This is a genomic window from Streptomyces sp. NBC_01451, assembly GCF_036227485.1.
In the GTDB taxonomy this organism is placed as follows: Bacteria; Actinomycetota; Actinomycetes; order Streptomycetales; family Streptomycetaceae; genus Streptomyces.
This window is the reverse complement of sequence record NZ_CP109479.1, coordinates 671257-697880: the sequence shown is the minus strand read 5'-3', so window position 1 is coordinate 697880 and position 26624 is coordinate 671257. Positions and strand designations below refer to the sequence as shown.

Genomic DNA, 26624 nt, shown 5'->3' with positions numbered 1-26624 from the left:
CGGACAACCGAGAAGCCCCGGCAGGGGCGCGGGCGGAGCCGACAAGCCGTCGGCGAGCGCCCTCATGGACGCCGGCTGGAGTTCGTACGTCACGGTGGAGTTCGGGCTGGCGCGGCGCTGCATGACGCAGGGGCTGCGGCTGTGCGCCATGTCCGCCCGGGGGCACGCGGCGCTGGGCCGCGCCCAGGAGTCCCCCTGGGTGCGCTACCCGGACCACCACTACGTGGAGGCGGAGTCAGCCGTGTGTTTCCGGGATCTCGGCTGGGCGGCACAGGCGGAGAACACCGCGCGGCAGTCCGTACGCGCCCACGCCGACCGCCGTCGGCGCCAGGCCGTCAGCCGCTCCGTGCCGGCGACGGCACATCTGCGACAGCACCGCCTCGACGATGCGCTCGGCACCGCGGCGGAGGCGCTCGGGACGCTGAGCGGAGTCCACAGCGCACGCTCGATCCAGGCCCTGCGGGATCTCCGCGGACGGCTCGCCCCGCACCGCGCGGAACCGATGGTGCAGGAGTTCGAACGAAGGTCGCGACCGGTGCACGGAGCGGTGGCGTGACCGGCGCGGGCGCCACCGCCCATGTGCAACCGGACAACCCCCGCACTCCCTGGCCCGACGGGCCCCCGGTGCTGTTGTCTTCGACAACAACACCGGCGTAACGGAAGGAGGAACCGATGACGGCACCCACGGCATCCCCGCCGGGCCTGCCATGTCGTCGCAGCACCCCCGCGCACCTCTTCCGCCGGTGCCCTGCCCACCTGTTCGGACACACCGAGTACGAAGTACGCGCCACCCGGCGGGAGGGTGTGGTTCTCGCCTGTCGCCGGAGAAAGGGCGTGAAGGCCATCGGGGGCAGGAGAACGGTATGAGGAGCGCAACGCCCATGGAGACCGCACGGGGTTGGGTGCCCGAGCCGCGGCAGGCCGCCCTGGCCGCCGAACTGGTGCGCCGGGCCGAGGAGGACCAGCGGCTGACCAGGCTGGCCCGGGAGACGCCCACGGCGCTCAACCGGCATTACGTCACCCGGTGCCGCGCCGCCAACGCCGACGCACTGAGGTCGGTCGTCGCCAGGCGCGGCTGGCCGGAGGCCGGTCAGGTCGGGGAGCCCGCCTCGACGGCGGCGCTGATGATCCTGCTGCACACCACGGATCTCGGCTTCCAGCTCACCTGCCGCGACCTGATCGCGGAGGCGGTGGCGGACGGCGGCTGTCCCTCCGTGCACCACGCCTACATCGCCGACCACTGCGCGGTCGAGCTGGGCCAGCCGCAGTTCTACGGCACCCGTATCAACGCCGACACCCTCTGCCCGTACCCGATCCGCCACCCCGAGACGGTCGAGGAGCGTCGTCAGGACGTGGGCCTGACCCCGCTGGCGGAACATCTGCCCGTGCTGCGGCATGTCGTGAGCGGAATACCCGACAGCGGATGTCCGGTATCAGCGACACCCTGGGCGTGACACCGGTTCCCGAGCCGGGCCGCTCGGGACCGCACTCACGCACGGAGGAGACACGGACATGCCGAGGACGACGGACAGCCCTCTGGACGGGCAACGGCAGGAAACGGGCCGGGGCGGGAAGCTGGCGGGCCGGGTCGCCCTGGTCGCCGGGGCCACCCGCGGGGCCGGGCGCGGTATCGCCGTGGAACTCGGGGCCGCCGGGGCCACCGTCTACGTGACCGGCCGCAGCACCCGGCGGCAGCGCTCCGAGTACGACCGCCCGGAGACCATCGAGGACACCGCCGACCTGGTCACCGCGGCGGGCGGCCACGGCATCGCCGTACCCACCGATCATCTCGACCCGGCGCAGGTGAAGGCGCTGGTGGACCGTGTCGCCGGGGAGCAGGGCCGGCTCGACGTCCTGGTCAACGACGTCTGGGGCGGCGAGAACCTCTTCGAGTGGGAGAGCCCGGTGTGGGAGCACGACCTCGACAACGGCCTGCGGCTGCTGCGGCTGGCCGTCGAGACACACGCGATCACCAGCCACCACGCCCTGCCCCTGTTGCTGCGCAACCCCGGCGGCCTGGTCGTCGAGATGACCGACGGCACCGCCGACTACAACCGGGACACCTACCGGCTCTCCTTCTTCTACGACCTGGCCAAGTCGTCCGTCCTGCGCATGGGCTTCGCCCTCGGCCACGAGCTCGGCCCGCGCGGCGCCACCGCCGTGGCGCTGACACCCGGCTGGCTGCGCTCCGAGATGATGCTCGAACACTTCGGCGTCCGCGAGGAGAACTGGCGGGACGCCCTGGAACGCGTCCCGCACTTCGCCATCTCGGAGACCCCGCGCTACGTGGGCCGTGCCGTGACGGCCCTGGCGGCGGACCCCGACGTGGCCCGCTGGAACGGCGATTCCCTCTCCAGCGGTGGACTCGCCCAGGTCTACGGCTTCACCGACCTCGACGGCAGCCGTCCGGACGCCTGGCGCTACATGGTCGAGGTCCAGGACGCGGGGAAACCGGCGGACGCGAGCGGATACCGGTAGAGGTCCAGCACGTCAGCCGGGTCCGCCGGGTCCGCCGGTGTTCCCGGGCGCCGGCAGGACCGGCCAGCGGGCGGAGTGGCCCGGTGGCAGGGCCAGATCCTCGCGTACGGCCGCGTAGTAGCCCTCACGTCCGGACCGCTGGCGCTCCAGCAGCGCCTGCCAGGCCCGCGGGTCCGCGGGCCGCTCGCGCAGGAACGCCTCCATCTCCAGCAGCGTGGCGACCCACTCCCGGGCCTTCGCCACCACCTCGGGGTCGCCCAGCAGAAGCAGGGCCTCCCCGTACGGGTCGCGGGCGACGGTGGCCTCGGCGATGAGCGGTGCCGCCTCCTCGGGCGTCAACGGATGCGGATGCGGGTCGTTGCCGAGGCTCGCCGCGACCCGGTACGTCAGCGTGACCGACTTCTTGAGCGCCCGCGCGTAGTCCGTGTACACCGCGAGCCGCCGCTCCTCCCAACGCGCCTCCCGTTCGCGCCGGAAGCGGACGCGTTCTCCTCGTGCGACGGCCCAGTACGAGCCGAGGGCGCCGATGACGACGCCTATGAGAGCCGGGAGTTGCTGAATGAACGCGGACATGTGCGCACGTTATCCGCCCAGTTGATCGCCGGGGACAGTACGGTCGGACCATGACACCGACAGGGCGCTTCGACGGGTACGGGGCTCTCGTCACCGGCGCGGCCCGGGGCATCGCCGCCGCCCTGCGTGTCGACGTCGGTCGCACTGCGGTCGACACCGGATCGCGCCGGGTGACAGGGCCGGAGAACGGGCAGGACACGGGGGCGGCGACGACGTGGACACACGCGGAATGTCACTGTTTCGTCCCGACCCCGGCGGTTCTACAACCGATCACCCGGAACCCCGGTCTAGCAAGCAGAGAACGTTCATGACAACCCGCACGCAGCACGTAGGAGAGAGGCACCGACATGGGGGACGTACGCAGACGAGGGGCCGTCGCGCTCGGGATCGCGGGGCTGGTGGCGCCGCTCACGATCGTGCTCGGTACCGCCCCGGCACAGGCCGCGAGCTGCACGACGCAGACCGGCCCGTACCAGAAGAAGGTGGAGAAGTTCCTCGGCCGGCCCGTCGACGGGGTGCAGTCCACCGGTGACTGCAAGGCCATCCAGAGCTTCCAGAAGAAGCACGGCATCACCCCCAGCGCAGGCTACGCGGGTTCCGTCACCTGGGGCGTGATGGACCTGATGCTGAAGCAGCGCGCTGTCGGCAACAAGCCCAACAAGGAAGGCAAGTGCCCTACCAACAAGGGCCGGATCGCCTGCGTCAACCTCACTCTCCAGCTGAGCTGGATCCAGGACGGCAGCCGGCTCGTCTACGGCCCGGTGCCGGTCCGCACCGGCCGCGACGGCTACGAGACCCGCACCGGACTGAAGCAGATCTACTGGCGGGACATCGACCACGTGTCGTCCATCTACAACGTCCCGATGCCGTACAGCCAGTTCTTCGACCGCGGACAGGCATTCCACTCGGTCGGCCTCAGCATGTGGAACCCGCCGGGCTCGCACGGCTGCGTCAACATGACGAAGACGACCGCCAAGAAGTACTGGTCGCTGCTGAAGAACGGCGACGACGTCTTCGTGTACGGGCGCAAGCCGGGCACCTGAGGCACCCGGCCGTCCCTCTCCTCATGCCCCTGGGCCCGATGTCCCCGGCCTCACGCCTCGGGCGCGTCCCCGAAGTCGGGGATCGGCAGCCTTGCCCCGCCCTGCCGCGCCGAGTCGTGCGCCACGATGCCCGGCAGGGTGTAGCGGGCGGCCACCCACGCGTTCACCGACGGCAGGGTGCGGGTGTTGACCGCGGTCACGAAGTCGTCCACCAGGAAGTGGTGGCTGCCCTCGTGGCCGTTGTGCAGCTCGTCGAACTCCCTCGGCAGCCGCGACCGGTCGTGCACCGGTGCCGAGCCGGACGTGAACGCGGCCCGCAGGTCCGGCGCGATGTGCTGGAGTGACGGATCGTCAGGAGCCATGGTGGGCTTGGGCTCCAGCAGCTCGCTGATGTCCGTGACCCCCTTCTTGTCCTGCCAGAAGGCGACCGTGGCGAGCTGCTCCATGCTGGCGTCCGTACCGAAGAACCGGAACCGCGACTCCCGGATCTGGGACGGGTAGCCGACCCGGCGGAACTCGTTGGTGCGGAACGAACCGCCGCCCGCGACCTCGAACAGCGCGCTCGCGTTGGAGTAGTCGTTGCCGAACTGGCTGACCTCCTTGTCGAACACACCGTCGCCGCGCTCGTCCCGCACCCCGATCGCCGACACGCTCACCGCGTGCGTCCGCCAGGCACCGAGTACCCCGCCCACCGAGTGCGTCGGGTACAGGAGCGGGGGATAGCTGGCGGTCGCCTTCCAGTTCTCGCCGCCGCTGTACTGGTAGGCCTCGTAGAACCCGAGGTCCATGTCGTGGACGTAGTCGCCCTCGGCGTAGAAGAGCCTGCCGAAGGCGCCCTCGGCGATCTGGTTGCGGGCGTGGACGGTCGCCGGGTTGTACTGACTCGTCTCACCCATCATGTAGGTGAGTCCGGTGGCCCGTACGGCGTCGATGATCGCGCCGATCTCCTCCGCCGTGACCGCCATCGGCACCGCCGAGTACACGTGCTTGCCGGCGCCGAGGCCCTGGAGGACCAGCGGGCCGTGCGTCCAGCGCTGCGTGAAGATCGCCACCGCGTCGACCGCGGGCGATTCCAGCATCGCCTCGTACGAGGGGAACGTGCCCGACAGGCCTTCCGCCGCGGCCAGTTGCTCCGCGCGCTCCGGCAGGAGGTCGGTCACATACACCTCGCCCACGCCCGGATGGGCGAGGAACAGCTTGGCGAACTGGCCGGAGAACTGCCCGGCGCCCACGATGCCGAGGGAGAACGTCATGTTGTGCGTGCCCTTCTTCTGTTTCCTTGGTTGCCTGACCGGTGACTCGGGTGCCGTCACTGGTCGAGGATCAGGTTGATCTGGCTGTTGGTCCGGTCGAGGCTGGTCACGGACCTGCCGTTGCCGAAGATGTCCTGCATGGCCGGGTGCATCAACGCGTACACGTCCGCCGCGTAGTTGGTGATCGGGTAGGAGAAGGTGGCGAACTCCTTCCCGCCGGCCTTCTCGTCGGCGACCGGCGTGGTGAACGCCGAGACGTCGATGCCCTTCTTCTTGTACGCGGCCACCGCGGCCTTCGTGCCGTCGGGTGTGGCCGGGAAGACGATCCCGTAACTCCCCACCTTCTGCTGGCACTTGCTCGACGCCAGGTAGGCGACCCACTTCTTTGCGCCCGCCATGTTGTGGGCGTCCTTGGTGATGGAGTCGGCGAGGCCGTTCATCATCGTCGCCCGCTTGCCCGTCGGGCCGGCCGGAGTGACGGCGGTGGCCATGTCCAGGTCCTTGAAGCCGGCGTACGACGAGATCATCCAGGCGCCGTCGAACGCCGCCGCTGCCTTGCCCGACGAGATCTGGGTGTTGGCCTGGTTGGACTGGGAGTTGTAGTCCGTGAAGGGGACCATGTAGCCCTTCTTCGCCAGGCCGAAGTACCACTTGATCACCGACTGGAAGGTGCTGCTGTCGTACTGGTACTCGGTGCCCCAGCGTTTCTCGTTGGTGTAGGTCCAGCCCGCCGAGGCGGCGAAGGTGCTCCACTGGGTCTGGCCGTCGCCGTCGCCGCCGCCGTTGGTGGCCAGGCCGTACACCTTGACGTTGTTCTTGTCGAAGCCGGCCTCGTCGCCCCGTTTGCCGTTCTTGTCGACGGTGAGGTGCGCGATCGCCTTCTCGAAGGTGCCGCCGTCCTTGGGGTTCCAGGAGAGGTCGTTCAGCTGGGCGGCCGTGAGACCGGCGGCCGTCGTCAGTTTCCGGTTGTAGAAGAGGGCGACGGTGTCCCAGTCCTTCGGGGCGCCGTAGCGGTGGCCGTCCTGGCCCATCCAGTTGGCGGCCAGGCCCGGCTGGTAGGCGGAGTCGTCGATGCCGAGGTCGTCGAGCGGTTCGAGGACCTTCAGGTCGGCGAACTGGCCGAACTTCTGTATGTGGTCGGTGAACACGTCCGGCTGGGTGCCCGCGATGAAGCTCGCGGTGAGCTTGGTCCAGTAGTCGTCCCAGCCCAACTGGGTGATCTTCACCGTCAGTCCGGGGTTCTCCCGCTCGAAGTCCTTCGCGCAGGCTTCGTAGGCGGGTTGCTGGTTGGCGTCCCACAGCCAGTACGTCACCGTGTCCGACGACGAGCCGGCCGCTCCGCCCTGCGCGCAACCGGTCACGAGGGACAGGGCCAGGGCTCCGGTCAGTGCCACGACCGTACGAATTCGCATGTCCGTCCTCTCGGTCGATCGGGTGATCAGATGGTCGGCCGGCGCGGTCACTTGATGCCCGTGAAGCCGACGGAACTCACGATGCGGCGCGCGAAGCACCCGAACAGCACCAGCATCGGCAGCGCGGCGATGAGCGTCGCCGCCATCAGCCCCGACCAGTCGACGCCCGTCTGCGGGGTCTGTGCCCGGAAGATCGCCAGCGCCACCGTGAGCACCCGCGAACTGTCGCTGTACGACACCATCAACGGCCAGAAGTAGTCGTTCCACGCGGTGATGTACGTCAGGATCGCCAGCGTGATGACCGGTGTGGACGCCATCGGCAGCAGCACCCGGAAGAACACCCGGATCTTGCCGGCGCCGTCGAGCAGCGCCGCCTCCTCGACCTCGCGCGGGATGTTCATGAAGAACTGGCGCAGGAAGAACACCGCGAACGGCGTCATGAACATCGTCGGCAGCGCGATGCCCAACAGGTTGTCCACCAGGCCGAGTTGCTTGATCAGGACGAAGTTCGGCAGCAGGGTGAAGATCGCCGGGACCATCAGGCCCGCCAGGAACAGTCCGAAGACCGTGTCCCGGCCGCGCCAGCGCAGCCGGGCGAAGGCGTACGCGGCCATCGCCGAGAAGAAGATCTGGCAGCCGGTGACCAGGGTGGACACGACGACCGAGTTGAGGAGGTAGCGCCAGAAGTCCAGGCCGCCGCCCGCGCCGCCCTGCGCTATCGCCTCCTTGGTGGACTGAAGACCGAGCGCCCGCTCGAAGCCGCCGGTCGTCGGATGCACCGGCAGGGGGTTCGTCGGATCGGCGGCGAGGCCCGCGTTGGTGGACAGCGCGGTGCGCAGGATCCAGTAGAACGGCAGCAGGGTGACCAGCACGATCACGGCCATCACGGCCCAGGCGGCGATCCGCCCGAGGGAGGGTGCGCGCCGCACCGGTCGTACGGCAGTCCTGGCGGGTGTCGGGGTCGGTGCTGGTGCCGGTGTCGTCAGGGTTGTCATGGTGTGCGTCTCCCGGTCAGCCGAGGTCGGTGTGGCCGGCCCGGGTGAGCCGGTACTGGAGGAAGGTGATCGCGCTCAGCACGACCAGCAGGGCCACGGACATCGCGGACGCGTAGCCGAACTGGAAGCGGCCGAAGGCGGAGCCGTAGATGTAGAACTGCAGGACGTTGGTGGCGTTCGCCGGACCGCCCGCCGTCGTCACCGCGACCGTGTCGAACACCTGGAACGAGCCGATCACCGTCATGATCAGGACCACCGCGAGGACCGGCCGCAGCAGCGGCATCGTGATGCGCCAGAACATCCGCCACTCGCTCGCCCCGTCCACCTTGGCCGCCTCGTACATGTCGGTCGGGATGGCCTGGAGGCCCGCGAACAGCAGCAGCGCGGTGTAGCCGACGTGCCGCCAGACGTTGATCACCGCGATCGTCGGGATCGCCCAGGTCTCGTCCGCGAGGAACGGGATCCGGTCGAAGCCGAGGCCCGCGATGATCTCGTTGCCGATGCCGAGCTGGGTGTCGAGGATCCAGAGCCAGACGATGCCCGCGACGACGTTCGACATCAGATACGGGGTGAGCACGATCCCGCGCAGGACCGCGGACTGGGTCAGCCGCTGGAGCAGTACGGCGATGGCGAGCGCCGATATCGTCTGCACACCGATGTTGATGGCGACGTACTCGACGGTGACGGTCAGCGAGTCCCAGAAGATGGGGTCGTTGACCATCCGGACGTAGTTGTCGAGACCCACCCACTCGGCGGGGGTCAGCAGGTTGAAGCGGGTGAAGCTCAGGTAGACGCCCCGCAGCGTCGGCCAGAGCAGGAACACCAGGAAGCCCAGCATCGCCGGGGCGACGAAGAGCGCCGCGAGTGCGCCGTCGCCGCGTGGTCGTCGCAGGGGAGGGCTGGTGGAGGCGACGGTCATGGAGAGACTCCCTCGTCTGCTCGTCGGCGGCTCGTCCTCAGGGCACTTACTTTCGAGGTGGAACAATCCATCCGTCAAGATGCGGGCAGACATCTTTTCCGGGCGGGGAATCCAGCCGTATGGTGACCTTGTTAGTTCCATGGCGAAAGAAAAGGTGAGGGGTCTGATCGTCATGACCGCAGTGACCGACGGCTGGCCGCCGCTGAGTCCCGGCGAGCGCTCGGTGGCGATCGAGGTGCTCGTCAACGGCCCGCTGTCCCGCGCCGAACTCGCCCGGCGACTCGACCTCTCCGCCGGCAGTCTGACCCGGCTGACCAAACCGCTGCTCGAATCGGGCCTGCTCGTCGAGGTGCCCGATGCGGGCTCCCCGGCCGAGGTGCGCCAGGGGCGGCCCTCGCAGCCGCTCGACGTCGTCGCCGAGTCCCGCGCCTTCCTCGGCTTCAAGATCACCGAGGACATGGTCTACAGCGTCGTCACCACGCTGCGCAGCGTGGTCGTAGCCCGCCTCGACCGGCCCCTCACCAGCCATGACCCGGCACGGGTGGCCGACCTGGTCGGCGAGATGACCGCCGAACTGACCGCCGCCCACCCCGCCGTGTCCGGTATCGGGATCGGCGTCGGCGGACGTGTCGAGAACCGCTCCGTGGTCGCCGACTCCGTCTTCCTCGACTGGTACGGCGTCCCGTTCGCCGATCTGGTCGAGGACCGCACCGGACTGCGGGTGGTCGTCGAGAACGACGTCACCGCCCTCGTCGAGGCCGAGAGCTGGTTCGGCGCGGGCCGCGGCCTGGACCGCTTCGCGGTCCTCACCATAGGAGCGGGCCTCGGCTACGGCCTGGTCAGCGGCGGCCGGCGCGTGCAGTCGTCCGAGGACGGCCTCGGTATCGGGCGCCGCTGGATCGTCAACCCGAACGGGCCGCTCACCCCCGACGGGGAGCGCGGCAGCGCCATCTCCCTGCTCACCATCCCCAGCATCCGCTACCAGATCCGCGCCGCCACCGGCCAAGACATGACGTACGACGAGATCCTCGCCGGTGCCGCCGCCGGTGACCCCATGGCCGCCCGCGTCGTCGACGAGGCGGCCCGCGCGCTGGGCGCGCTGGTCGCCCAGATCGCCAACTTCGCGATGCCCGAGAAGATCCTGCTCGCCGGGGAGGGGGTCGGGCTTGTCGAGGTGGCGGGCGCCGCGGTCGAGGAGAGCATCCTCGCCAACCGGCATCCGCTCGCGGACCCGGTCGATCTGGAGACCAAGGTCTCCGACTTCCACGACTGGGCGCGCGGGGCCGCCGTCCTCGCCCTTCAGGTGCTGGTACTGGGGGCTGCCGGCAGGTGAACACCCATGCGGAAGCGGCAGATAACGGGCGGCGGACGTGATCAGCAACACGGTCAGTAATGCGGGATATGTCCGTATTAATCTATTTGGTCTTCACTGGGAGCGGCATATGCTTCACAGCATGTCCACCACTCTTCAATCCGCCCCTGATCGCTCGGCAGCCGACGTCAACGAAGAGATCCGGGCCCTCTGGCTCCGGTCGGGCGGGATCCTCAACAGCGAGCAGCGGCTGACCTATCAGCAGCTCGTCGCCGAGTGGGCCGCGGCCTCGCCGCACCCCGGGCGCGACGCGTAACCACTTTCGTCCGACATCCGGGCAGCAGGGCCGGGGCCGCGCACCGCGCGTCAGCCCCGGCCTCTTGTGTTTCTCAGCTCCACGTCGCCGAGTACGACCGGCGGTAGTCCCGCCGGTCCTGCTCCACCCGGAACCACCGTGTGGCGACCAGGGCGATCAGGCTGCCGCCCACGATCAGCAGTCCGGGCCCCACGTTCTTCGGGTCCGCGAGCCGGTCCAGCAGGGCCTCCCCGGCGGAGCTGCCCGTCACCGGCGCCACCGAGCCCGGCTGGGCCTCCCCGGGAGCGACGGCGTTCTGGGTGGCGGTCGCGGCCGGTGCCGGAGCAGCCGCCTGGCCCGCCTGGCCGATCAGCCGGACGTTGAGCGCGGCCAGTGCCTTCGTCACCGGCTGGAAGAACGTCGTACCGCCGGTCTTGCAGTCGCCGTTTCCGCCCGAGGTGATCCCGAGCGCGATGCCCTCGGAGAACAACGGTCCGCCGCTGTCGCCCGCCTCGGCGCACACGGTGGTCTCGATCAGACCCGACACCGTGCCCTCCGGATAGTTGACCGTGGCGTTGAGCCCGGTCACCTTGCCGTCGCGCAGCCCGGTGGTGCTGCCGCTGCGGAACACCTTCTGGCCGACGGTCGGATCGGCCGCACCCGTGATGCGCACGCCCCGGCCGTTGCCGATGGCGACGACGTCGGCACCGTCACCGGCCGAGCCGCCGTTGTACTGCACCAGCGAGTAGTCGTTGATCGGGAAGCTGCTGCTGATCGTCTTGCCGATCTCCGTCGAGCCGCCCGTGTCCGCGAACCACACCGAACCGTTGGGCCCGCAGTGACCGGCCGTGAGGATGAAGTCGGCCGACCCGTTGGTCACGTTGAAGCCCGCCGAGCAGCGCCCTCCGGTCGACAGGATCGGCTGCGCCGCGTTGATACGGGTGGTGAAGGTGCCCCCGCTCCGCTCCATGCGTACGGAGCCGCCGATGCCCTTGGCGACCGCGGACAGCTTGGCCCAGTCGGCGGCCGACACGGTGCTGTCGGCCTGGACGACCACCTCGTTCTTCGTGTAGTCGACCGCCCACGCCGTGCCCGCCACACGCGGCGCCGAACGCAGTGTCTGCGTCGCCGACTTGAGGTCGTTCATGCTGTGGTCCACGACCTTCGCGCGGGCGCCCGCCTTCTCGACCATCGCCGCCGCCTGGGCGTCGGTGACCGCGACGACCGGCTTTCCGTCGGCCGCGATCCAGCTGCCCGCCGTCCGGTCGGTGCCGAGTTCGGTGACGAGCTCGCTGCCGGTGGTGCCGGCCGCCTGGGCGGAGCTGAAGGGCAGATTGGCTTGTGGGGGCTCGGTCGCCACAGCCTGGGTGACCATTAATCCGCCGAGGATGACTCCGCCGACGGCCGCCAGCCGTGTCGCTCGCCGGACGATCCGTCGTCGTGCGTGCCTCATCAATGGCTCCCGAACCCTGAACGCGCGGTGTCGACACCGCGGGGCCCTCCGGTCGTTGAGTGACCCTCACTTCCATACGTGGCGGGAGGTGTTCGTGTTCACCGACTCCAAGATCCCGTTCGGACACGCCGTCCGAGGGCGGACCGGGTCAGGCCTTGCGGGCCACTCCGCAGTACATGGCGACCTCCGCCGGCTCGCCCTCCCCGGCGGTGATTCCTTCCGGGCGCCAGTGCGAGCAGGACACGACGCCCGGCTCCAGGAGTTCCAGACCGTCGAAGAAACGTGCCACCTCTTCGGGGCTGCGCTGGGTCAGCCGGGGGGTGCCGTGCGTGTTCCAGTACCGGACCGCCGCGTCCACCTCGGCCAGCGCCGGGCCGGTGATCGTGTGCGAGAGCGCGAGATGGCTGCCGGAGGGAAGGGCGTCCAGCAGCCGTCGTACGACACCGTGCGGGTTCTCCTCGTCGCCGAGGAAGATGACCACCCCGAGCAGCATCACGGCGACGGGCCGGGTGAGGTCCAGGGTGCGCGCGGCCTGTTCGAGGATCGCGTCGACGTTGCGCAGGTCCTCGTCGAGATGGTCGGTGCGCCCCTCGGGGGTGCTGGTGAGGAGGGCGCGGGCGTGCACCATGACGAGCGGGTCGTTGTCCACATAAACGACCCGGGTGTCCGGCGCGATCCGCTGGGCCACCTCGTGCGTGTTGTCGGCGGTCGGCAGTCCGGTCCCGATGTCGAGAAACTGCCGTATCCCGCACTCGGCGACCAGATGACGCACGGCCCGCCCGAGGAAGAGGCGGTCCGCGCGGGCGTACTCGCCGATGCCCGGGTGCAGTTCACGGATCCGGTCACCCGCGGCTCGGTCGACCTCGTAGTGGTCCCGGCCGCCGAGCCAGTAGTTCCAGATCCGGGCCGTGTGCGGCTGTCGCGAGTTGATCCGTGCGTGCAGCGACGCGGCCGGCGGGTTCTCGGGCACGGGGGCAGCTCCAGGGCACCTGCGGGAGAGTGTCAACTGGCAATCTAGACAAGGTTGTTGATGTTGGCGAGGGCCTGGCAGGTCCTAGTTGTGAGCAGCTCCGAACAGCTGTCCCCGGCTGTGCTCGTCGCCCCACACGGACCGGGTGTCGACATAGGGGCGCAGCAGTGCCGTGAGCGTCGCGTCACCGCGTCCGTTCAGCTCGTGGGAGGCGATGCTGCGGGCGATTCCGGCGAGGAAGTCGGCCAGTTGCACGCGGGTGTCGTCCCGGGCCACGGCGAGTCGGAGGCCGCCGATCCGGGCGGTGCCCTTGAGCCACTCGATGCGTTCGTCCGTCAGCATGTTCTGTCGGTCGTGCACCAGCAGGACGGTCCGCCCGTCCGTACTCCAGTGGGCGGCCGTCCGGACGATCGCGGGCAGCAGCGGGTTGAGCAGGGGGATCAGGGGTGGGGCGGCGAGCCGCCGGGCGCGGTGGTCCGCGGCGCGGGAGCGGGCCCCGCCGAGCAGTCTCAGGACGTCCGCCGCGTCCGGGTCCCGGAGCTCCGGCGCCTGCCGGGCGAGGGCGTCCACCGCGCGGAAGAACGCGTCGACGGGCGCCTCGGGAGGGCTGTCGGTCTCGCCGCGCACCCGGAGCAGGGCGTTGGCCGCCGCCAGGAACTCCTTCCACCGGTCGGCGCCGAAGGTGTCGGCGCCCGCCCGGCAGAGGGGGAGGGCGCCGGCCGGGTCGCCGAGGAGCAGGTCGAGGACCCGCTCCACCATGAAGAAGGTCTTCTCCGTGAGATGGACGTACGCGCGCCCGTGCAGCGGACCGGAGGGGGCGAGCAGCCACTCCAGGACGGCCCGGTGCTTCTCCCGCAGCAGATGGTTCGCCTTGTACTCCTCGGCGGGCGACCGGATCCGGTCGCGTATCTCGCGGATGGCCGTCGCCGCCGACTCCATGGGCACATCCACGCTGGCGTGCGCGAAGACGTCGGTGTTCCCGCCGGTCAGGTTCTCGCCGTCCGACCCCGACTCGTCGCAGGCGATCTCGACTTCCCCGTACTGCCGGGTCACCCCGCGCACCTCGCACCGACCATGTCTTGACATATAGCCGAAACCGCTCGCAGCGTACAGCGATTATTTGTGGCCGTGGATGCCGTTCGTCGACGTGAACAGGGTTGCTTCTGGGGACGGGCAAGGAGGAGAGAGCGCCGGGGGTCCGGGCGTCAGGCGGAGTCCCGGCGCCTAGACTCCCGCCCATGGACGACACCAGCACCCTGGACCGGCTCGGCGCGGGCAAATACCTGTTGATCACCAGCTACCGCAAGAACGGCACGTCCGTCGCCACCCCGGTCTGGGTGGTGCGGGACGGGGACGCGCTCGGCGCCTGGTCGGCGGCGGACGCCTGGAAGGTGAAGCGGATCCGCAACCGGGCCGACGTCCTCGTCGGCCCCTGCGACGTCCGCGGCAACCCGACCGGAGAGCCGGTGCCCGGCACCGCCGAGATCCTCGACCAGCCCGCGACCGACGTCTACCGGCAGCTGCTCGCCCGCAAGTACGGAGTGCTGGGCCGCCTCACCCTGTTGGGCAGCAGGCTGCGGCGCGGCAGGACGGGCACGGTCGGAATCCGGATCACCCTCGTGAACAGCTGAAGGCGGGACCGCACCCCCGCAGGGGCAGCGGTCCCGCCTTCGGTCACTGGCTACGGGCGCACCTCTACGACGCGTCGAGCACGGTGCCCGTGAACTCGGGCCCGGGAATCGGCTCCCCGGTCTCGTCGTCGAAGTCGGTCACCCGCAGCCGCACCGACTCCTCCGGCTCCGTCACCGTGTCCGCGACCGTCGGCATGCCGAAGGTCGCCGTCAACTCGCCCGGCGGGATGGGCACGTACAACTGGAGCCCGTCGACCTGGGACAACGGGCGTTCCGGCAGCGGCGACTGACCGGTGGTGTCCGCCAGCCACGCCGGGTCGACATCCAAGGTGGACAGTTCGGTGCCGCCGGTGACCGGCAGCACCTCCAACATGGAGTACATGTCGGTTCCGGCGGGCGCCGACAGTGTCGCGCGCCAGGTCAGCCGCTGTCCCTCGGTGACCCGGTCCGCGACCGGGGTGACGGTGACCGTGGGCCGGGGATCGTCGTTCTCGATGGTCACCCCACCGCTGTACGAGCCGATGACCGCGCCGCGCACCGCCTTCACGAACACACTGCGCCAGACGTCGTAGTCGTACAGCGTGTCACCCTTCACCGTCACCGGTACGTCGATGCTCTGCTCGCCCTGTCGCACCGTGACCAGTCGGCTCGTCATCGTGTTCGTCCCGGGATCCTGGACGTAGAGCCGGACCGTGCCGCCACCCTGCCCGGCGATCCGGACCGGCATCCGGTAGGTACGGGTTCCGGAGTCGCCCTCCTTGACGGTCAGCCGTCCGAGGTCGACGCGCGGCAGCGCGGCCGGGCGCACCGCGGGTGTGCCGGGGCGCCAGCCCCAGGTGTCGATCAGCCAGGCCTGCCCCGCCCGGCTGCGCGGAGTCAGGTCCACGCTCCGCACCTTGCGCAGGTCGACCCCGGCCCGGGCGGCGGCGGACAGCGGCACCCGGACCTCCCGCGCCCAGTACGAGGCCGTCCGCGCGCTTCCGGGCAGCCCGTCCACGCGGACCCGGCCGAGCGTGGCGCGCTTGCCGGCGGTGTCGGTGACGGACACGTCCAGCTGGGTTCCGGTCGTTGCGGGCGGCACGATGACGCGCAGCGCGAGTGCCTTGGCGCCACCGAGGGACACCGGCCGCCCGGGGCTCACCCGCACCGCGGTCCCGGGCTGCGACCACTTGAGCGCGACCGCACGACGGCCGACCTCCCGCTCCGTCATCCAGCCCGCGAAGTGCGGGGACTGGCCGGCGTCCGCGGCCAGGCACCTGACCGAAGGACGGTCGTCCACCGCGGAGCACAGGCGCCCGCCGCCGCCCTGCACGGTCACCGCGCCGTCCGGCAGGATGCCGGCCGAACGGTTCCCGCCCACCGCGTGCGTGAGGACGCGCGCCGGGTCGGCGGACGGCGCCCGTCGGCCGGAGCCGTCGAGCAGCGGACGTACCCGGTCGTCGCCCGCGACGAACAGCCGGGCCGCCGCCGCGATGTAGGAGGCGCCCGCCCGGTGCTGCTGGTCGGCGGTCAGCCGGGTCCGGGTGCCCATGTCGCACACCGGGTCCTTCTCCTCCGGGTCCGACCAGAAGTCGTCGTCGGCCGGTGCCTCGGCCTGCCCCGGCGTCCACTCGGTGTTGAAGTAGTTGTGGTTGGCGCCGATCACGTAGACCGCGCTGTGCAGGGCGGCGCCGCGGCTGATCCCGCGGGTGCCGTCCACGGCCAACTCGCCCTGGAGATCGGACACATCGCCGTCGCAGCCGGGCAGAATCGTCACCGAGGGCACATCGGCGACCGGGTTCTGTCCGAAGATCGTCGGGCCGACGAGGACGGTGCCCCGGATGTTCCAGCGCACCGGGCCGCCGTACCCGTCCTGGTCGGCCGGCGGCCGGTACAGGCTGTCCATCGCGGCGCGGTTGACGCCCTCGCCGCCCCGCGAGTGGCCGACCAGCAAGACCCGTGCGAGGTCGGCGGGTGGCGCGGTCCGTACGATCGCCGGTGCCGAGGGCCGGTTCGCCGCCCAGTCGGCCCAGTGGGCGAGATGCTGCCGGACGAGGGAGGAGCGGGCCTGCGCCCCGGCGTCCTCGATCGGCGAGTCCTGGGCGTTGATGCCGTTGGCGGAGATCGACACCGTCACATAGCCCTGGGACGCAAGGAGTTTCTGGTCGCGCAGATAGCCCCGGTAACTCGGAATCTGCTTCTCGCCGGCCGGGCAGGGCCAGTCGCCGCTGACGTCGCTGGTGCCGGGCTTGTAGCAGGTGGAGTGGCGTCCGTGCAGGAACAGCGCGAGCGGCCTGCGGCCGGTGGTCCCGGTCGGGGCGACCACCACGGCCTTCATCTCCACCGGCACGGGCATCCCGGGCAGTTTCACCGGGTCGAGCGTGTACTCGCCCGAGACCGTACGGTACGAGCCCGGCTTGCCGGGGTCTACGGGATTGGCCGGCCCCAGGGCGGGCGGAGCGACCGGCGCGCGGCGCCCGTCCGGGACCTCCGCGCGTGCCGCGGCGTCCAACCGGCGTCCACCGGCGTGCACTTGGAGGTCCGTGAACGCCTTGGCACCCTTGAGTCCGCTGACCTTCAGTGCCTCTTCCAGTGGAAGCCGGAACGTCCGGCCGTCCTTCGTGGCCAGAGGCCGGCCCAGCAGCCGGTCGCCCGCGTAGAACTCGACGCGCGCGTCACCCATCGGCACCGGTCTGCCGGAGCGCCAGACGAGCTGCCGGTCCGTACCGTCACCGGTGAACGTCCAGCCCGTGGGCAGCTGTTCGGCCGCCACCTGCGACCGGGCCGGCTGCTGCGCCTGCGCCCAACCCGGCGATCCCCCCACCACCGCGAGCACCGCCGCAGCGGTGACCCATATTCGCCGCGCACGTAGCAACGGTCTCCTCCTCCTGGCCCTTGCTCAGGAGCCCCGGATTCCCGACGGCCCCTCTCGCCCCGGAGGACGGAATCAAGGACCTGTGGGTTGCCTGTGGAGGAGGAACAATGGAGGTGCGCCGCGCGGCGGTTGGGGAGGCGGCGAACGGACATGCCATCAGGGCAGGGCAAGTTGACGAAGTGTCAGATCCAGGCGCGGTACGGCTCGTCGAGCAGCTGGAACACCGGCTCGCCGCGCACCGGGTCCTTCGCCGTGGCGAGGCGGACCCGGTCTCCGCTGTGGATGCCGGCGGCCGGACCCATCACCCGGCCGCGTACCACGAAGCCCTCGGCCATCTCGACCAGCGACACATTGCGCGCGGCCGGCGTGTTCCGGTTGACCACGGTGGCGTGCCGGACCGTGCCCGTGCCCTCGCTGCGTTCCGTACGCAGGTCGCTGCCCGCGCAGACCGGGCAGAGCAGCCGGTGGTACATGGCGCTGGAGCACCAGCCGCAGCGCTGGAAGACGAGGGTGTTCGTGTCGGCCGGAGCCTCCAGCAGGCCCGTGGCGGAACCGGTCGTCGGACGCGTGGCGCCTAGTGAGTGGTACACGGTGTCATCTCCCTGCGCTCGGCCTGAATCCGAAGTGCGCGGTTCGCCGTGCCACCGTGCACGGCCTCAGGGTATGGCACTCAGTGTCACGCGTAAAGGCACTGCGTACCCTCAATTCTCGCGCTGTGTGGTGAGCGCGGACTCGATCTCCTGGACGACCCGCCACATGGGCGCCCCGCGACGCGAGACGACGACCACCACGTCCTCGGACCCGGACTCCGGCCCGGTTCCGGGCCCGTCCCGGCCGGGAGCCGGGGGCGGAGTGCCGAACGCGGCCTTCACATAGTCCAGGGCGTGGTCGACGGCCGTGGTCGAGTCGCCGTGGCCGTCCGAGCGCAGCCAGGAGCGCAGGGCGTTGTTGTGGGCCGCGACGACGGCCGCCGCGATCACGTCGGCCTGGAGCGTCCCGTCGGGCCGGCCGGCGAAACGCCCGCGCAGATACGCGGCCAGGGCGCGCTCGTACCGCCAGACCACCGACAGCTCGGACGCGCGCAGCCCGGGGACCTTCTTGGTGAGGCGGTAGCGCTGGACGGAGAAGGCCGGGTTCTCGGCGTACATGAGCAGGACCATGCGAGCGGCGTCGCACACCCGTCCGACCGGTTCGGCGTCCTCGGCGCTTTCGGCCAGGTAAGCGGTCATGTCGGCGAGGCACCGCTCGTGGTCGGGGAAGACCACGTCCTCCTTGGAGGGGAAGTAGCGGAAGAACGACCGGCGCCCCACCCCGGCCAGCGCCACGATGTCGTCCACGGTGGTCTGCTCGTAGCCCCGTTCCAGGAACAGCTGGAAGGCCGCCGCGACCAGGGCGTCCCGCATGGGCGGTTTGGTCATGGTCGGGAAACTAGCATCAGACCGGGGCCGATGGCACTCAGTGCGCTGTGTCCGGGGAACTGAGTGCACTCCCGGTCCCGCCGATGGCTCACGCGAGGGTGACCTCCACCGGCAGCTTCTTGATCCCGTTGACGAAGTTCGAGCGCACCCGGGGAACATCCCCGGTCAGCCGGATGTCCGCGAGGCGCGGGATCAGCTCCTCGAACATGATCCGGATCTCGGTGCGGGCCAGCAGGTTCCCCAGGCACAGGTGCGGGCTGCCCTTGCCGAAGGTGACGTGGTCGTTGTCCGCGCGGGCGACGTCGAAGGCGTACGGATCGCCGAAGACCGCCTCGTCACGGTTCCCGGAGGCGTACCACATGACGACCTTGTCGCCCTCCCTGATCTGCTTGCCGCCCAGCTCCACGTCGCGGGTCGCGGTGCGCCGGAAGTGGTAGACGGGGGAGGCCCAGCGCAGGAACTCCTCGACCGCGCCCGGGATCAGGGACGGGTCGGCCTTGAGACGGGCGAGCTGCTCGGGGTGCTGGAGGAGGGCCAGCATGGAGTGGCTGATGGTGTGCCGGGTGGTCTCGTTCCCGGCCACCACGAGGAGCAGGAAGTAGTTGTCGAAGTCCTGCGCGGACAGCGGCACTCCGTCGCGCGGGGTGGTGTTGACGAGCCTGGAGACCAGGTCGGTACCCTCGCCGCCGCGCCGCTGCCGGGCCAGCTCCCGTCCGTACTCGAAGACTTCGAGCGAGGCGGGGGAGCGGAAGGGCAGGTCGCGGTACTTCTCGCTCTCCGCGCTGTGCAGCAGCACGTCGGCGTAGTCGGGGTCGGTGTTGCCGATGATCCGGTTGCCCCAGTCGATGAGCCGCTGGTTGTCCTCCGGCGGTACGTCGAGGAGGCGGGCCAGGACGTTGATGGGGAAGTCGGCGGAGACCTCCTTGACGAAGTCGAAGCTCCCCTTGGCCAGCGCCGCGTCCAGGGTCTGCGCGGTGAGCCCGCGCAGGAAGTCGGTGTAGCTGTTGATGACGCCCGCGCCGAACTGCCGCTGGATCACGCTGCGCAGGGCCCGGTGCCGCACCCCGTCCAGCTCCAGGATGGAGGCGCGTTTCCTGATCTGGTCCTCGTCGACCTCTTCGAGGTTGACGAACTTCGTGGAGGTGAAGGTCTCCGCGTCGCGGTCGACGCGCGCGATGTCCGCGTGCCGGGTCACCGCCCAGAAACCGGAGTTGGGCGCCTCCTCGGGCTGCCAGTGCACCGGGTCCTCGTGGCGCAGTGTGTGGAACATCCGCCAGGGGGTCACCCCGTCGGTGAAGTTGTCGAGGTCGGCGAGGTCGACGGCGTCGAGGGGGAGCGGCTCAAGAGCGGCGGCGGGGTCCGCGGTGACGGCGGCGGAGGAGGCGGTCTCGGTCATCGAAGGCTCCAGCAGGTCGTACAGAGGCGATCAGGGCGATCGGAGGTATCGGGGGGATCAGAGTGGTCGGGGAGTATCAGAGGTGGTACGCGTACTCGGTGAACTCCCAGTCGGTGACGTGCCGTTGGAAGCGTTCGACCTCGTTGCGCTTGTAGGCGAGGAAGGAGGCGACGAAGTCCTTGCCGAGCACCTCGGTCAGCGCGGTGTCCGCCTCCAGGGCGTCGAGGGCGGCCGGCAGACTCATCGGCAGCACGGCGGACCTGTCGGTGTCGTAGCCGTAGCCCTCCAGCGGGGCCGACGGCTCTTCACCGGCCAGCACTCCGAGCAGCGCGGCGGCCACGGCACCGGCGATCGCGAGGTACGGATTGGAGCTGGCGTCGCCGAGCCGCAGTTCGAGCCGGGCCCCGGACCCGCGCTCCGGCGGGATCCGGACCATGGCGCTGCGGTTGTCGAGCCCCCAGTCGATCAGCCAGGGCGCGAGGGTGTCCGGACCGAAGCGCTTGTACGAGTTGACGGTCGGGTTGAGCAGCGCGGCGAGGGCGGGCGCGTGGGCGAGGAGACCGGCCGCCGCGTGCCGTGCCGTCGCGGACAGTCCGTACGGCCCCGAGGGATCGTCGAAGAGGTTGCGCGCGCCGCCGTCCCCGTCGGGGTCCGAGTCGCAGGAGAGATGGAGGTGGAAGCCGGAGCCGCCCGCGTCGTTGAAGGGCTTCGCCATGAAGGTGGCGAGCCGGCCCTCCCTGCGTGCAAGCTCCTTGACCGCGGCCTTGAACCGGAAGGCCCGGTCGGCCGCCGACATGGCCTCCGAGTGCAGCAGGTTGATCTCGAACTGCCCGCCGTCGAACTCGTGGTTTCCGCTGAGCACGCCGATGTTCAGATCGCGTACGTGGCGCAGGGTCCGCAGCAGGTGGTTGTCGGGGTCGGCGCGCAGACCGGCCGTGTAGACGACGCCCGGGTCCCGGTTGTACCGCTGCCAGCCGCTCGCGCCCTCCGGTGCGGGATCGCACAGGTAGTACTCCAGCTCGGGCCCGACGACGGGCCGCAGGCCGTGCTCGGCGCACCGGTCGAGTACGGCGCGGAGCAGGTCGCGGGGCGACTCGGGCGCGGGTGAGCCGGTCGCCGGGTCGACGACGTCCCCGAGGCAGGCCGCGACGCCGGGCTCCCAGGGCAGGGCTACGAGGGTGGACAGGTCGGGCCGGACGCAGATGTCGGGCAGCCCCGCGTCCAGGCCGCCGCTGACCGGCACCACATCGCCCTGGGGGCTGGTGTGGTAGACGGCCCGGCAGAAGGCGAGCCCGTGCTCACAGGCGCGCGACAGCCCGTCGACGAGTACGTCTCGGGCGCGGTCGGTGCCGATGAGGTCGGGATAGACCACCCGGACCACGTCGATCCCCTCGGCGGTGAGCCGCTCGATGTGCCGGCGGACTTCTGGAAGGTCGATTGCGCTCACCGTTGTCTCCTCGGGCGGACGTCGGGCACCTCCGGAACGGGGGTCCGGGAGGCGGGTGGCGTGGGGAGTGCGGCCGGGGCGCGCGGTGCGGGCGGACATCCCGGGCTCGTTGTTTGAGGCCAAACGGTATGGAGGAGTGGCCCGTCCCGCAAGAGGGTCGGGGAAAGAATTTATCCATCCGGATAGCTATTGACCAGACTCCGACTGCTTCCTATCTTGTTTGAAGCCAAACGAGTCAGGGGTCGGTTCACCGTCCCCTTTGGCCGGGGCCCGCTCCGACAGGGGTCGGGCCCCTCCCCAGCCTCTCCACCTCACCCCCGTACCGACGCCCTCACCACCAGGAGGACCGGCCATGAAGGTCGTCGTCGACATGAACAAGTGCCAGGACCACGGCCAGTGCGTCTTCGCGGCACCCGACGTCTTCTCGATGGACGACGGCGGTCACCTGCTGTACGTCTCCGACCCCGACGACGCGCTGCGCGACGAGGCCGAGGAGGCCGCGGACGTCTGCCCGCTCCAGGCCATCCGGATCGAGGACTGACGTGCCCGGCAGAACGGACGGGACCAGCGGGACGGACATGTCTTCGGGGCGTGTGGTCGTCGTCGGGGCCTCCATGGCCGGGCTGCGCGCCGCCGAGCAGCTGCGTGCGGCCGGCTGGACCGGGGCCGTCACGGTCGTCGGCGACGAACCGCACATGCCCTACAACCGCCCTCCGCTGTCCAAGGAGGTGCTGGCCGGCAAGGCGTCCTTCGACTCCCTCGCCCTCACCCCGAAGGCGTCGACGGCGGACGTCGAGTGGCGCCTCGGCACGAGGGCCGTCGCGGCCCGTCTCGACGAGCGTGCCGTCGACCTCGACGACGGCTCGACCCTCGCCTACGACGGTCTCGTCATCGCCACGGGGATGCGTCCCCGGCGCCTGCGCTGCTCCGGCCCGCGGACCGGCCGCCACACCGTACGCACCCTCGCCGACGCCCGGGGCCTGCGTGACGAGCTGACCCGGCCCGGTGTCAGGGTCGTCGTGGTCGGCGCGGGGTTCATCGGCTGCGAGGTCGCCGCCACGGCCGTCGGACTCGGCGTCACCGAGGTCACCGTCGTCGATCCGCTGCCCCTGCCCATGGTGGGCCCCCTCGGCGAACTCCTCGCCCGCGCGCTGCTCCGGCGGCACGAGGAACGCGGGGTGCGCTTCGCGCTCGGCACGGGAGTCGCCGGGTTCGAGGGCGACGACCGGGTCACCGGTGTCGTGCTCGGCGACGGTACGGTCCTGCCGGCCGACGTCGTCGTGGAGTCGGTCGGATCCGTCGCCAACGTCGAGTGGCTGGACGGCAACGGGGTCGATCTCGGCGACGGCGTGCTCACCGACGAGTGGCTCAGGGTGGGCGGACGCCCGGAGGTCGTCGCGGTCGGCGACGTGGCCCGCTTCCCCAACGCCCGCTACGACGGCGTACCCCGCCGCGTCGAGCACTGGTCCATCCCGACGGACACCGCGAAGCACGCGGCGAAGTCCCTGGCCGCTCATCTGGCGGGCAGGGAAAGGGAGTCGGCGCCCTTCGCCCCGCTGCCCACCTTCTGGAGCGACCAGCACGACTTCCGGCTCCAGTCCTTCGGCGCGCCGGTGCTGGGCATCGACGACGTACGGGTCCTGGACGGCGACCCGGACGGAGAGGTCGTCGTCGGCTACCACATCGGCGAGCGTCTCGTCGGTGTCGTCGCCCTCGGGGGGCATACCGCCGCCGCGAAGGCCGCCCGCTACCGGACCGACCTGCTCAAGCAGCCCACCCCCGCCGTGCCGTCCACCTCCACCTCCACCTCCACCTCCGCCGTGCCGTCCGCTCTCACTGTGCAAGGAGCCTCCAAGTGACCGGTCCCCGTGGGTTCTTCCACCCCAAGACGGTGAGCGGTGCCTCGTCGCTCATCCCCTCGCCGCCCTGGCGCTACTCGGGCGACCTGCTGACCGTCGAGTACCGCACGGACCCCTCGCGGGTGCGTGAACTGCTCCCCGAGCCACTGGAGTTGGCCGACGAGGAGCCGGGTGCGGTCGCCCTGATCTGGGCCGACTGGCAGTCGTGCTCGGAGTCGGGGGACGAACTGCTGGATCCCGTGCGCGGGCAGTACAAGGAGGCGTTCGCCGTCGTCCGCTGCAAGTACCGGGGCGAGACGTACTCGCGGTGCGTCTACATCTGGGTCGACAAGGACTTCGCGATCGCTCGCGGGCTGCACCAGGGGTATCCGAAGAAGTTCGGGTCGATTCATCAGACGCGTCCGCATCCGTACGGGCCCGCTCCCCGGATCGCGGCGGGGGCGCGCTTCGGCGCGACGCTGGCCGCCGCCGACCGGCGGTTGGCTCAGGCGGTGGTGACGTTGCGGGAGCCTTCCGACACCAACGGGTTCGTGAACGGCCACCCGATGGCCCATCACCGGTGGCTGCCGTCCATCGAGAGCGGAAAGGGCTTGGCTCTCGACGAGTTGATCGAGTCCGGGGCCGCCTCGTTCGAGGGCGGGCAGGCGTGGGTCGGGGACGCGGACCTGGAGTTGTTCCCGGCGCCCACGGAGGAGTTGGCCCGGCTGGAGATCCGGGAGCCGATCGCCGCGTACTACCGCCAGGTCGGCGTGGTCTGGGACGGCGGGCGGTTGTTGGAGTCGGGGACGTCCGGAGCGTCTGCCGGGTGAGGCAGTGGGCGGGTGCGGGGTGCGCCGTGGTTGTTCGCGCCCACGCGGCGGAGCCGCGAATGTCGCAGCCCCGCCCCCCTCAAAGCAGGCTGATCACCCCAACTTCCCTTCATTGGAGCCGTTCTTATGCCTGACAAGATTGTTGTCGCCGGAGTCGGTGTCGACACCCGGCACTGGATCGGTGGTGAACGCGTCGCGTCCGCCACCACCTTCACCGACACCTCGCCCATCGACGGCCGTGCCCTCGGTGAGATCGCCCGCGGCGGTCCCGCGGAGGCCGCCGCTGCCGTCGCCGCCGCCAAGGCCGCCTTCCCCGCCTGGGCCGCGACCTCGCGCACCGGACGGGCCCGCGTCCTGCACGCCATCGCCGACGGTGTCGAGAAGCGGATCGAGGAGCTGGCGATCGTCGAGACCAACGACAACGGCGCCCTCCTCCGCTCGCACCGCCGGGGTGTGATGCCCCGGGTCGCGCACAACTTCCGTTTCTTCGCCGACTGGTTGCTGAAGCTGGACCACGAGGACTTCGAGACCCGGGGCCACACGAACCACGTCTCGTGGGACCCGGCGGGCCCGAGCGTCCTGATCACCCCGTGGAACGCGCCGCTGATGCTGGCCACCTGGAAGGTCGCCCCGGCGCTCGCCGCCGGCAACACGGTGATCCTCAAGCCCGCCGAGTGGTCGCCGCTCACCGCCTCCCTGCTGGCCGACATCGCCGCCGAGGCGGGACTGCCCGCCGGCGTCCTGAACGTCGTCCAGGGATACGGCTCCGAGATCGGCGACGCGCTCACCTCGCACCCGGACGTACGGCGGATCAGCTTCACCGGGTCCGTGCCCACCGCCAGGCACATCGCCGCCTCGGCCGCCGCGAACCTCACCCCGCTCAGCCTCGAACTCGGCGGGAAATCACCGCTGTTGGTCTTCGCCGACGCCGACCTCGAACTGGCCGTCGACCTGGCCGTGGAGCAGTACGACAACGCCGGGCAGGTATGTCTGGCCGCGACCCGCATCCTCGTCGAGGAGTCGATCGCCGACGAGTTCATCCGGCGATTCACCGACAGAGCAACGCGGTTGACGCAGGGTGACCCACGCGACGAAGCCACCGACCTGGGCCCGAACATCCATCCCCGTCAGCTGGAGAAGATCGACGGGTTCGTGCAACGGGCCCTCGCCGCCGGGGCACGGGCGGTGATCGGCGGGCACCGCACGGACGGAGACGGCCAGTACTACGCGCCCACCCTGCTCACCGATGTCGCCCAGGACTCGGAGATCGTCCAGGAAGAGGTCTTCGGGCCGGTCCTGACCCTCCAGACCTTCGCCGACGAGGACGAAGCCGTCCGGCTGGCCAACGACACCCGGTTCGGGCTCGCGGCCACCCTCGCCACCGGCGACCCCGAGCGCGCCGAACGCGTCACCGCACGGCTCGTCGCGGGCACGATCTGGGTCAACTGCTTCTTCGTACGCGACCTCCAGGCGCCCTTCGGCGGCTCCCGTCTCTCCGGGGTCGGCCGCGAGGGCGGGACCTGGAGCTTCGACTTCTACTGCGACGTCAAGAACACCGTCACCGCGCCGAACGGATGGAACAACCATGGGTGAGATCGTCGGGGCGGGCCTGCTCGCCCACGTGCCCACCATCGTCCTGCCCGAGGCGGACCGGCTGGAACTGAACGAGGGCAGGGAGATCACCCTCGTCACCGGCCTGCACCAGCTCCGCGAGGACGTCTTCGACAACGACGCCGCGGGCGAGTACGACACGGTCGTCGTCCTCGACTCGCACTGGGCGACCACCGTGGAGTTCGTCGTCGGTGCCCAGCACCGCAGGGCCGGCCTCTTCACCTCCGAGGAACTGCCGCGCGGTATGTGCCGGATGCCGTACGACTATCCGGGGGACCCGGAACTCGCCCACAACATCGCCCAGTTCGCCGACAAGCACGGCACCTGGATCACGCCGATCGACGACGACCACCTGCCGGTGTACTACGCCACGATCAATCTGTGGAAGTTCCTCGGCGAGGGCCTGCCGGACAAGCGGTGGGTGACCATCGGGGTCTGCCAGACCGGTGACATGGAGGACCATCTGCGGCTGGGGCGGGCGCTCGCCGACGGTATCGCCGCCACTCCGGGACGCCGGGTGCTCGTCATCGCTTCCGGTGCCCTCTCGCACACCTTCTGGCCGCTGCGCCAGATCCGCGACCACGAGGCCAGCGACCCGTCGCACATCTTCACGCCGGAGGCCCGCGCCGCCGACGAGGAGCGCATCGCCTGGTTCAAGGAGGGCCGCCACGACAAGGTCCTCGACACCATGCCGGAGTTCTGGAAGTACAAACCCGAGGCGAAGTTCTTCCACTACCTGATGCTGGCCGGCGCCCTCGGCGAGCAGGCCTGCACCGCACCCGCCCGCCAGTACGGCGAGTACGAGAACTCCGTCGGCACCGGCCAGGTCCACCTGTGGTTCGACCGCCCCGCCGCCGGCTGGACCGCCCCCCGAACCCCCGTACAGGAGCGCTGAC

The 26624-nt window shown here is 70.5% G+C and carries 24 protein-coding genes and 1 pseudogene; 12 read left to right on the top strand and 13 right to left on the bottom strand.

Going from position 1 to position 26624, the window contains the following annotated elements; translation table 11 throughout:
* Nucleotides 1–70: 70 nt before the first annotated feature.
* The 3 genes and pseudogenes from OG595_RS03090 to OG595_RS03080 form a co-directional block, all read left to right on the top strand.
* A pseudogene (locus tag OG595_RS03090) lies at nucleotides 71–556 on the top strand (hypothetical protein); the annotation flags it as partial.
* 325 nt (nucleotides 557–881) lie between these two features.
* Nucleotides 882–1454, top strand: a complete 573-nt coding sequence (locus tag OG595_RS03085) for a DUF6624 domain-containing protein (protein ID WP_329267480.1) — start codon at nucleotides 882–884, stop codon at nucleotides 1452–1454.
* Between the two features lie 58 nt (nucleotides 1455–1512).
* A complete protein-coding gene (locus tag OG595_RS03080; RefSeq protein WP_329267479.1) occupies nucleotides 1513–2478 on the top strand; it encodes an SDR family oxidoreductase in 966 nt (321 codons plus the stop codon).
* Nucleotides 2479–2490: 12 nt separating this feature from the next.
* On the opposite strand, the gene OG595_RS03075 is transcribed toward OG595_RS03080, so the two are convergent.
* Entirely contained in the window at nucleotides 2491–3051 is a 561-nt protein-coding gene (locus tag OG595_RS03075) for a hypothetical protein (RefSeq protein WP_329267478.1), read from the bottom strand.
* Nucleotides 3052–3398: 347 nt separating this feature from the next.
* Between OG595_RS03075 and OG595_RS03070 the strand changes: the two genes are divergently transcribed.
* Entirely contained in the window at nucleotides 3399–4094 is a 696-nt protein-coding gene (locus OG595_RS03070) for a L,D-transpeptidase family protein (RefSeq protein ID WP_329267476.1), read from the top strand.
* 50 nt (nucleotides 4095–4144) lie between these two features.
* On the opposite strand, the gene OG595_RS03065 is transcribed toward OG595_RS03070, so the two are convergent.
* Genes OG595_RS03065 through OG595_RS03050 form a run of 4 tightly spaced genes read right to left on the bottom strand, consistent with a single transcriptional unit; the run spans nucleotide 4145 to nucleotide 8673 of the window.
* Nucleotides 4145–5347 carry a Gfo/Idh/MocA family protein gene (locus OG595_RS03065; RefSeq protein WP_329267474.1) on the bottom strand — a complete coding sequence of 401 codons (1203 nt, stop codon included), beginning with the start codon at nucleotides 5345–5347 and terminating at the stop codon, nucleotides 4145–4147.
* A 56-nt stretch (nucleotides 5348–5403) separates the two neighbouring features.
* Nucleotides 5404–6759 carry an ABC transporter substrate-binding protein gene (locus tag OG595_RS03060; RefSeq protein WP_329267472.1) on the bottom strand — a complete coding sequence of 452 codons (1356 nt, stop codon included), beginning with the start codon at nucleotides 6757–6759 and terminating at the stop codon, nucleotides 5404–5406.
* 47 nt (nucleotides 6760–6806) lie between these two features.
* Nucleotides 6807–7754 (bottom strand): carbohydrate ABC transporter permease, encoded by a 948-nt coding sequence (locus OG595_RS03055; protein WP_329267470.1) that lies wholly within the window; start codon nucleotides 7752–7754, stop codon nucleotides 6807–6809.
* 16 nt (nucleotides 7755–7770) lie between these two features.
* A complete protein-coding gene (locus OG595_RS03050) occupies nucleotides 7771–8673 on the bottom strand; it encodes a carbohydrate ABC transporter permease (RefSeq protein WP_329267468.1) in 903 nt (300 codons plus the stop codon).
* Between the two features lie 172 nt (nucleotides 8674–8845).
* On the opposite strand from OG595_RS03050, the gene OG595_RS03045 reads away from it, so the two are divergent.
* Nucleotides 8846–10006 (top strand): ROK family transcriptional regulator, encoded by a 1161-nt coding sequence (locus tag OG595_RS03045; protein ID WP_329267466.1) that lies wholly within the window; start codon nucleotides 8846–8848, stop codon nucleotides 10004–10006.
* A gap of 109 nt (nucleotides 10007–10115) precedes the next feature.
* Nucleotides 10116–10301 (top strand): hypothetical protein, encoded by a 186-nt coding sequence (locus OG595_RS03040; protein WP_327699462.1) that lies wholly within the window; start codon nucleotides 10116–10118, stop codon nucleotides 10299–10301.
* Nucleotides 10302–10374: 73 nt separating this feature from the next.
* Here the strand turns inward: OG595_RS03040 and OG595_RS03035 are convergent, their stop codons facing one another.
* The 3 genes from OG595_RS03035 to OG595_RS03025 all read right to left on the bottom strand — a co-directional run bounded on the left by OG595_RS03035 (nucleotide 10375) and on the right by OG595_RS03025 (nucleotide 13756).
* The gene (locus tag OG595_RS03035) at nucleotides 10375–11733 is read right to left on the bottom strand and encodes a S1 family peptidase (RefSeq protein WP_329267462.1); all 1359 of its coding nucleotides are present in this window, start codon (nucleotides 11731–11733) and stop codon (nucleotides 10375–10377) included.
* A 148-nt stretch (nucleotides 11734–11881) separates the two neighbouring features.
* Nucleotides 11882–12703: an SAM-dependent methyltransferase gene (locus tag OG595_RS03030; protein ID WP_329267459.1), complete on the bottom strand. Its 822-nt coding sequence runs from the start codon at nucleotides 12701–12703 to the stop codon at nucleotides 11882–11884.
* Nucleotides 12704–12787: 84 nt separating this feature from the next.
* On the bottom strand, nucleotides 12788–13756 hold the full coding sequence (locus OG595_RS03025; protein ID WP_329267456.1) for a hypothetical protein: 969 nt from the start codon (nucleotides 13754–13756) through the stop codon (nucleotides 12788–12790).
* A gap of 185 nt (nucleotides 13757–13941) precedes the next feature.
* Here OG595_RS03025 and OG595_RS03020 point away from each other — a divergent pair, with 185 nt between their 5' ends.
* A complete protein-coding gene (locus tag OG595_RS03020) occupies nucleotides 13942–14334 on the top strand; it encodes a PPOX class F420-dependent oxidoreductase (protein WP_329267453.1) in 393 nt (130 codons plus the stop codon).
* 64 nt (nucleotides 14335–14398) lie between these two features.
* Here OG595_RS03020 and OG595_RS03015 read toward each other — a convergent pair whose 3' ends face one another.
* From OG595_RS03015 to OG595_RS02995, 5 genes are all read right to left on the bottom strand, one after another.
* On the bottom strand, nucleotides 14399–17188 hold the full coding sequence (locus OG595_RS03015) for an alpha/beta hydrolase family protein (protein ID WP_329267452.1): 2790 nt from the start codon (nucleotides 17186–17188) through the stop codon (nucleotides 14399–14401).
* A 182-nt stretch (nucleotides 17189–17370) separates the two neighbouring features.
* Nucleotides 17371–17778 carry a Zn-ribbon domain-containing OB-fold protein gene (locus OG595_RS03010; protein ID WP_329267451.1) on the bottom strand — a complete coding sequence of 136 codons (408 nt, stop codon included), beginning with the start codon at nucleotides 17776–17778 and terminating at the stop codon, nucleotides 17371–17373.
* Nucleotides 17779–17889: 111 nt separating this feature from the next.
* Nucleotides 17890–18591 (bottom strand): TetR family transcriptional regulator, encoded by a 702-nt coding sequence (locus OG595_RS03005; RefSeq protein ID WP_329282603.1) that lies wholly within the window; start codon nucleotides 18589–18591, stop codon nucleotides 17890–17892.
* A 103-nt stretch (nucleotides 18592–18694) separates the two neighbouring features.
* Nucleotides 18695–20002 carry a cytochrome P450 gene (locus OG595_RS03000; RefSeq protein WP_329267450.1) on the bottom strand — a complete coding sequence of 436 codons (1308 nt, stop codon included), beginning with the start codon at nucleotides 20000–20002 and terminating at the stop codon, nucleotides 18695–18697.
* Between the two features lie 76 nt (nucleotides 20003–20078).
* On the bottom strand, nucleotides 20079–21449 hold the full coding sequence (locus tag OG595_RS02995; protein ID WP_329267449.1) for a glutamine synthetase family protein: 1371 nt from the start codon (nucleotides 21447–21449) through the stop codon (nucleotides 20079–20081).
* A gap of 352 nt (nucleotides 21450–21801) precedes the next feature.
* Here OG595_RS02995 and OG595_RS02990 point away from each other — a divergent pair, with 352 nt between their 5' ends.
* The 5 genes from OG595_RS02990 (at nucleotide 21802) to OG595_RS02970 (ending at nucleotide 26623) form a co-directional block, all read left to right on the top strand.
* Nucleotides 21802–21990, top strand: coding sequence for a ferredoxin (locus OG595_RS02990; RefSeq protein WP_329267447.1), 189 nt, complete (start codon nucleotides 21802–21804; stop codon nucleotides 21988–21990).
* A gap of 37 nt (nucleotides 21991–22027) precedes the next feature.
* Nucleotides 22028–23308 carry an NAD(P)/FAD-dependent oxidoreductase gene (locus OG595_RS02985; RefSeq protein ID WP_329282601.1) on the top strand — a complete coding sequence of 427 codons (1281 nt, stop codon included), beginning with the start codon at nucleotides 22028–22030 and terminating at the stop codon, nucleotides 23306–23308.
* Nucleotides 23305–24117, top strand: coding sequence for an acetoacetate decarboxylase family protein (locus tag OG595_RS02980; protein WP_329267444.1), 813 nt, complete (start codon nucleotides 23305–23307; stop codon nucleotides 24115–24117). The genes OG595_RS02985 and OG595_RS02980 overlap by 4 nt, the downstream gene beginning before the upstream one ends.
* A gap of 126 nt (nucleotides 24118–24243) precedes the next feature.
* On the top strand, nucleotides 24244–25710 hold the full coding sequence (locus OG595_RS02975; RefSeq protein ID WP_329267441.1) for an aldehyde dehydrogenase: 1467 nt from the start codon (nucleotides 24244–24246) through the stop codon (nucleotides 25708–25710).
* Nucleotides 25703–26623 carry a 3,4-dihydroxyphenylacetate 2,3-dioxygenase gene (locus tag OG595_RS02970; protein ID WP_329267440.1) on the top strand — a complete coding sequence of 307 codons (921 nt, stop codon included), beginning with the start codon at nucleotides 25703–25705 and terminating at the stop codon, nucleotides 26621–26623. The genes OG595_RS02975 and OG595_RS02970 overlap by 8 nt, the downstream gene beginning before the upstream one ends.
* Nucleotide 26624 lies beyond the last annotated feature (1 nt).

Coding starts and splice junctions, on each gene's coding strand:
- OG595_RS03085 (WP_329267480.1), top strand. CDS start 882: ATGGAGACCGCACGGGGTTGGGTGCCCGAGCCGCGGCAGGCCGCCCTG.
- OG595_RS03080 (WP_329267479.1), top strand. CDS start 1,513: ATGCCGAGGACGACGGACAGCCCTCTGGACGGGCAACGGCAGGAAACG.
- OG595_RS03075 (WP_329267478.1), bottom strand. CDS start 3,051: ATGTCCGCGTTCATTCAGCAACTCCCGGCTCTCATAGGCGTCGTCATC.
- OG595_RS03070 (WP_329267476.1), top strand. CDS start 3,399: ATGGGGGACGTACGCAGACGAGGGGCCGTCGCGCTCGGGATCGCGGGG.
- OG595_RS03065 (WP_329267474.1), bottom strand. CDS start 5,347: ATGACGTTCTCCCTCGGCATCGTGGGCGCCGGGCAGTTCTCCGGCCAG.
- OG595_RS03060 (WP_329267472.1), bottom strand. CDS start 6,759: ATGCGAATTCGTACGGTCGTGGCACTGACCGGAGCCCTGGCCCTGTCC.
- OG595_RS03055 (WP_329267470.1), bottom strand. CDS start 7,754: ATGACAACCCTGACGACACCGGCACCAGCACCGACCCCGACACCCGCC.
- OG595_RS03050 (WP_329267468.1), bottom strand. CDS start 8,673: ATGACCGTCGCCTCCACCAGCCCTCCCCTGCGACGACCACGCGGCGAC.
- OG595_RS03045 (WP_329267466.1), top strand. CDS start 8,846: ATGACCGCAGTGACCGACGGCTGGCCGCCGCTGAGTCCCGGCGAGCGC.
- OG595_RS03040 (WP_327699462.1), top strand. CDS start 10,116: ATGCTTCACAGCATGTCCACCACTCTTCAATCCGCCCCTGATCGCTCG.
- OG595_RS03035 (WP_329267462.1), bottom strand. CDS start 11,733: ATGAGGCACGCACGACGACGGATCGTCCGGCGAGCGACACGGCTGGCG.
- OG595_RS03020 (WP_329267453.1), top strand. CDS start 13,942: ATGGACGACACCAGCACCCTGGACCGGCTCGGCGCGGGCAAATACCTG.
- OG595_RS03005 (WP_329282603.1), bottom strand. CDS start 18,591: ATGCGGGACGCCCTGGTCGCGGCGGCCTTCCAGCTGTTCCTGGAACGG.
- OG595_RS03000 (WP_329267450.1), bottom strand. CDS start 20,002: ATGACCGAGACCGCCTCCTCCGCCGCCGTCACCGCGGACCCCGCCGCC.
- OG595_RS02990 (WP_329267447.1), top strand. CDS start 21,802: ATGAAGGTCGTCGTCGACATGAACAAGTGCCAGGACCACGGCCAGTGC.
- OG595_RS02985 (WP_329282601.1), top strand. CDS start 22,028: ATGTCTTCGGGGCGTGTGGTCGTCGTCGGGGCCTCCATGGCCGGGCTG.
- OG595_RS02975 (WP_329267441.1), top strand. CDS start 24,244: ATGCCTGACAAGATTGTTGTCGCCGGAGTCGGTGTCGACACCCGGCAC.
- OG595_RS02970 (WP_329267440.1), top strand. CDS start 25,703: ATGGGTGAGATCGTCGGGGCGGGCCTGCTCGCCCACGTGCCCACCATC.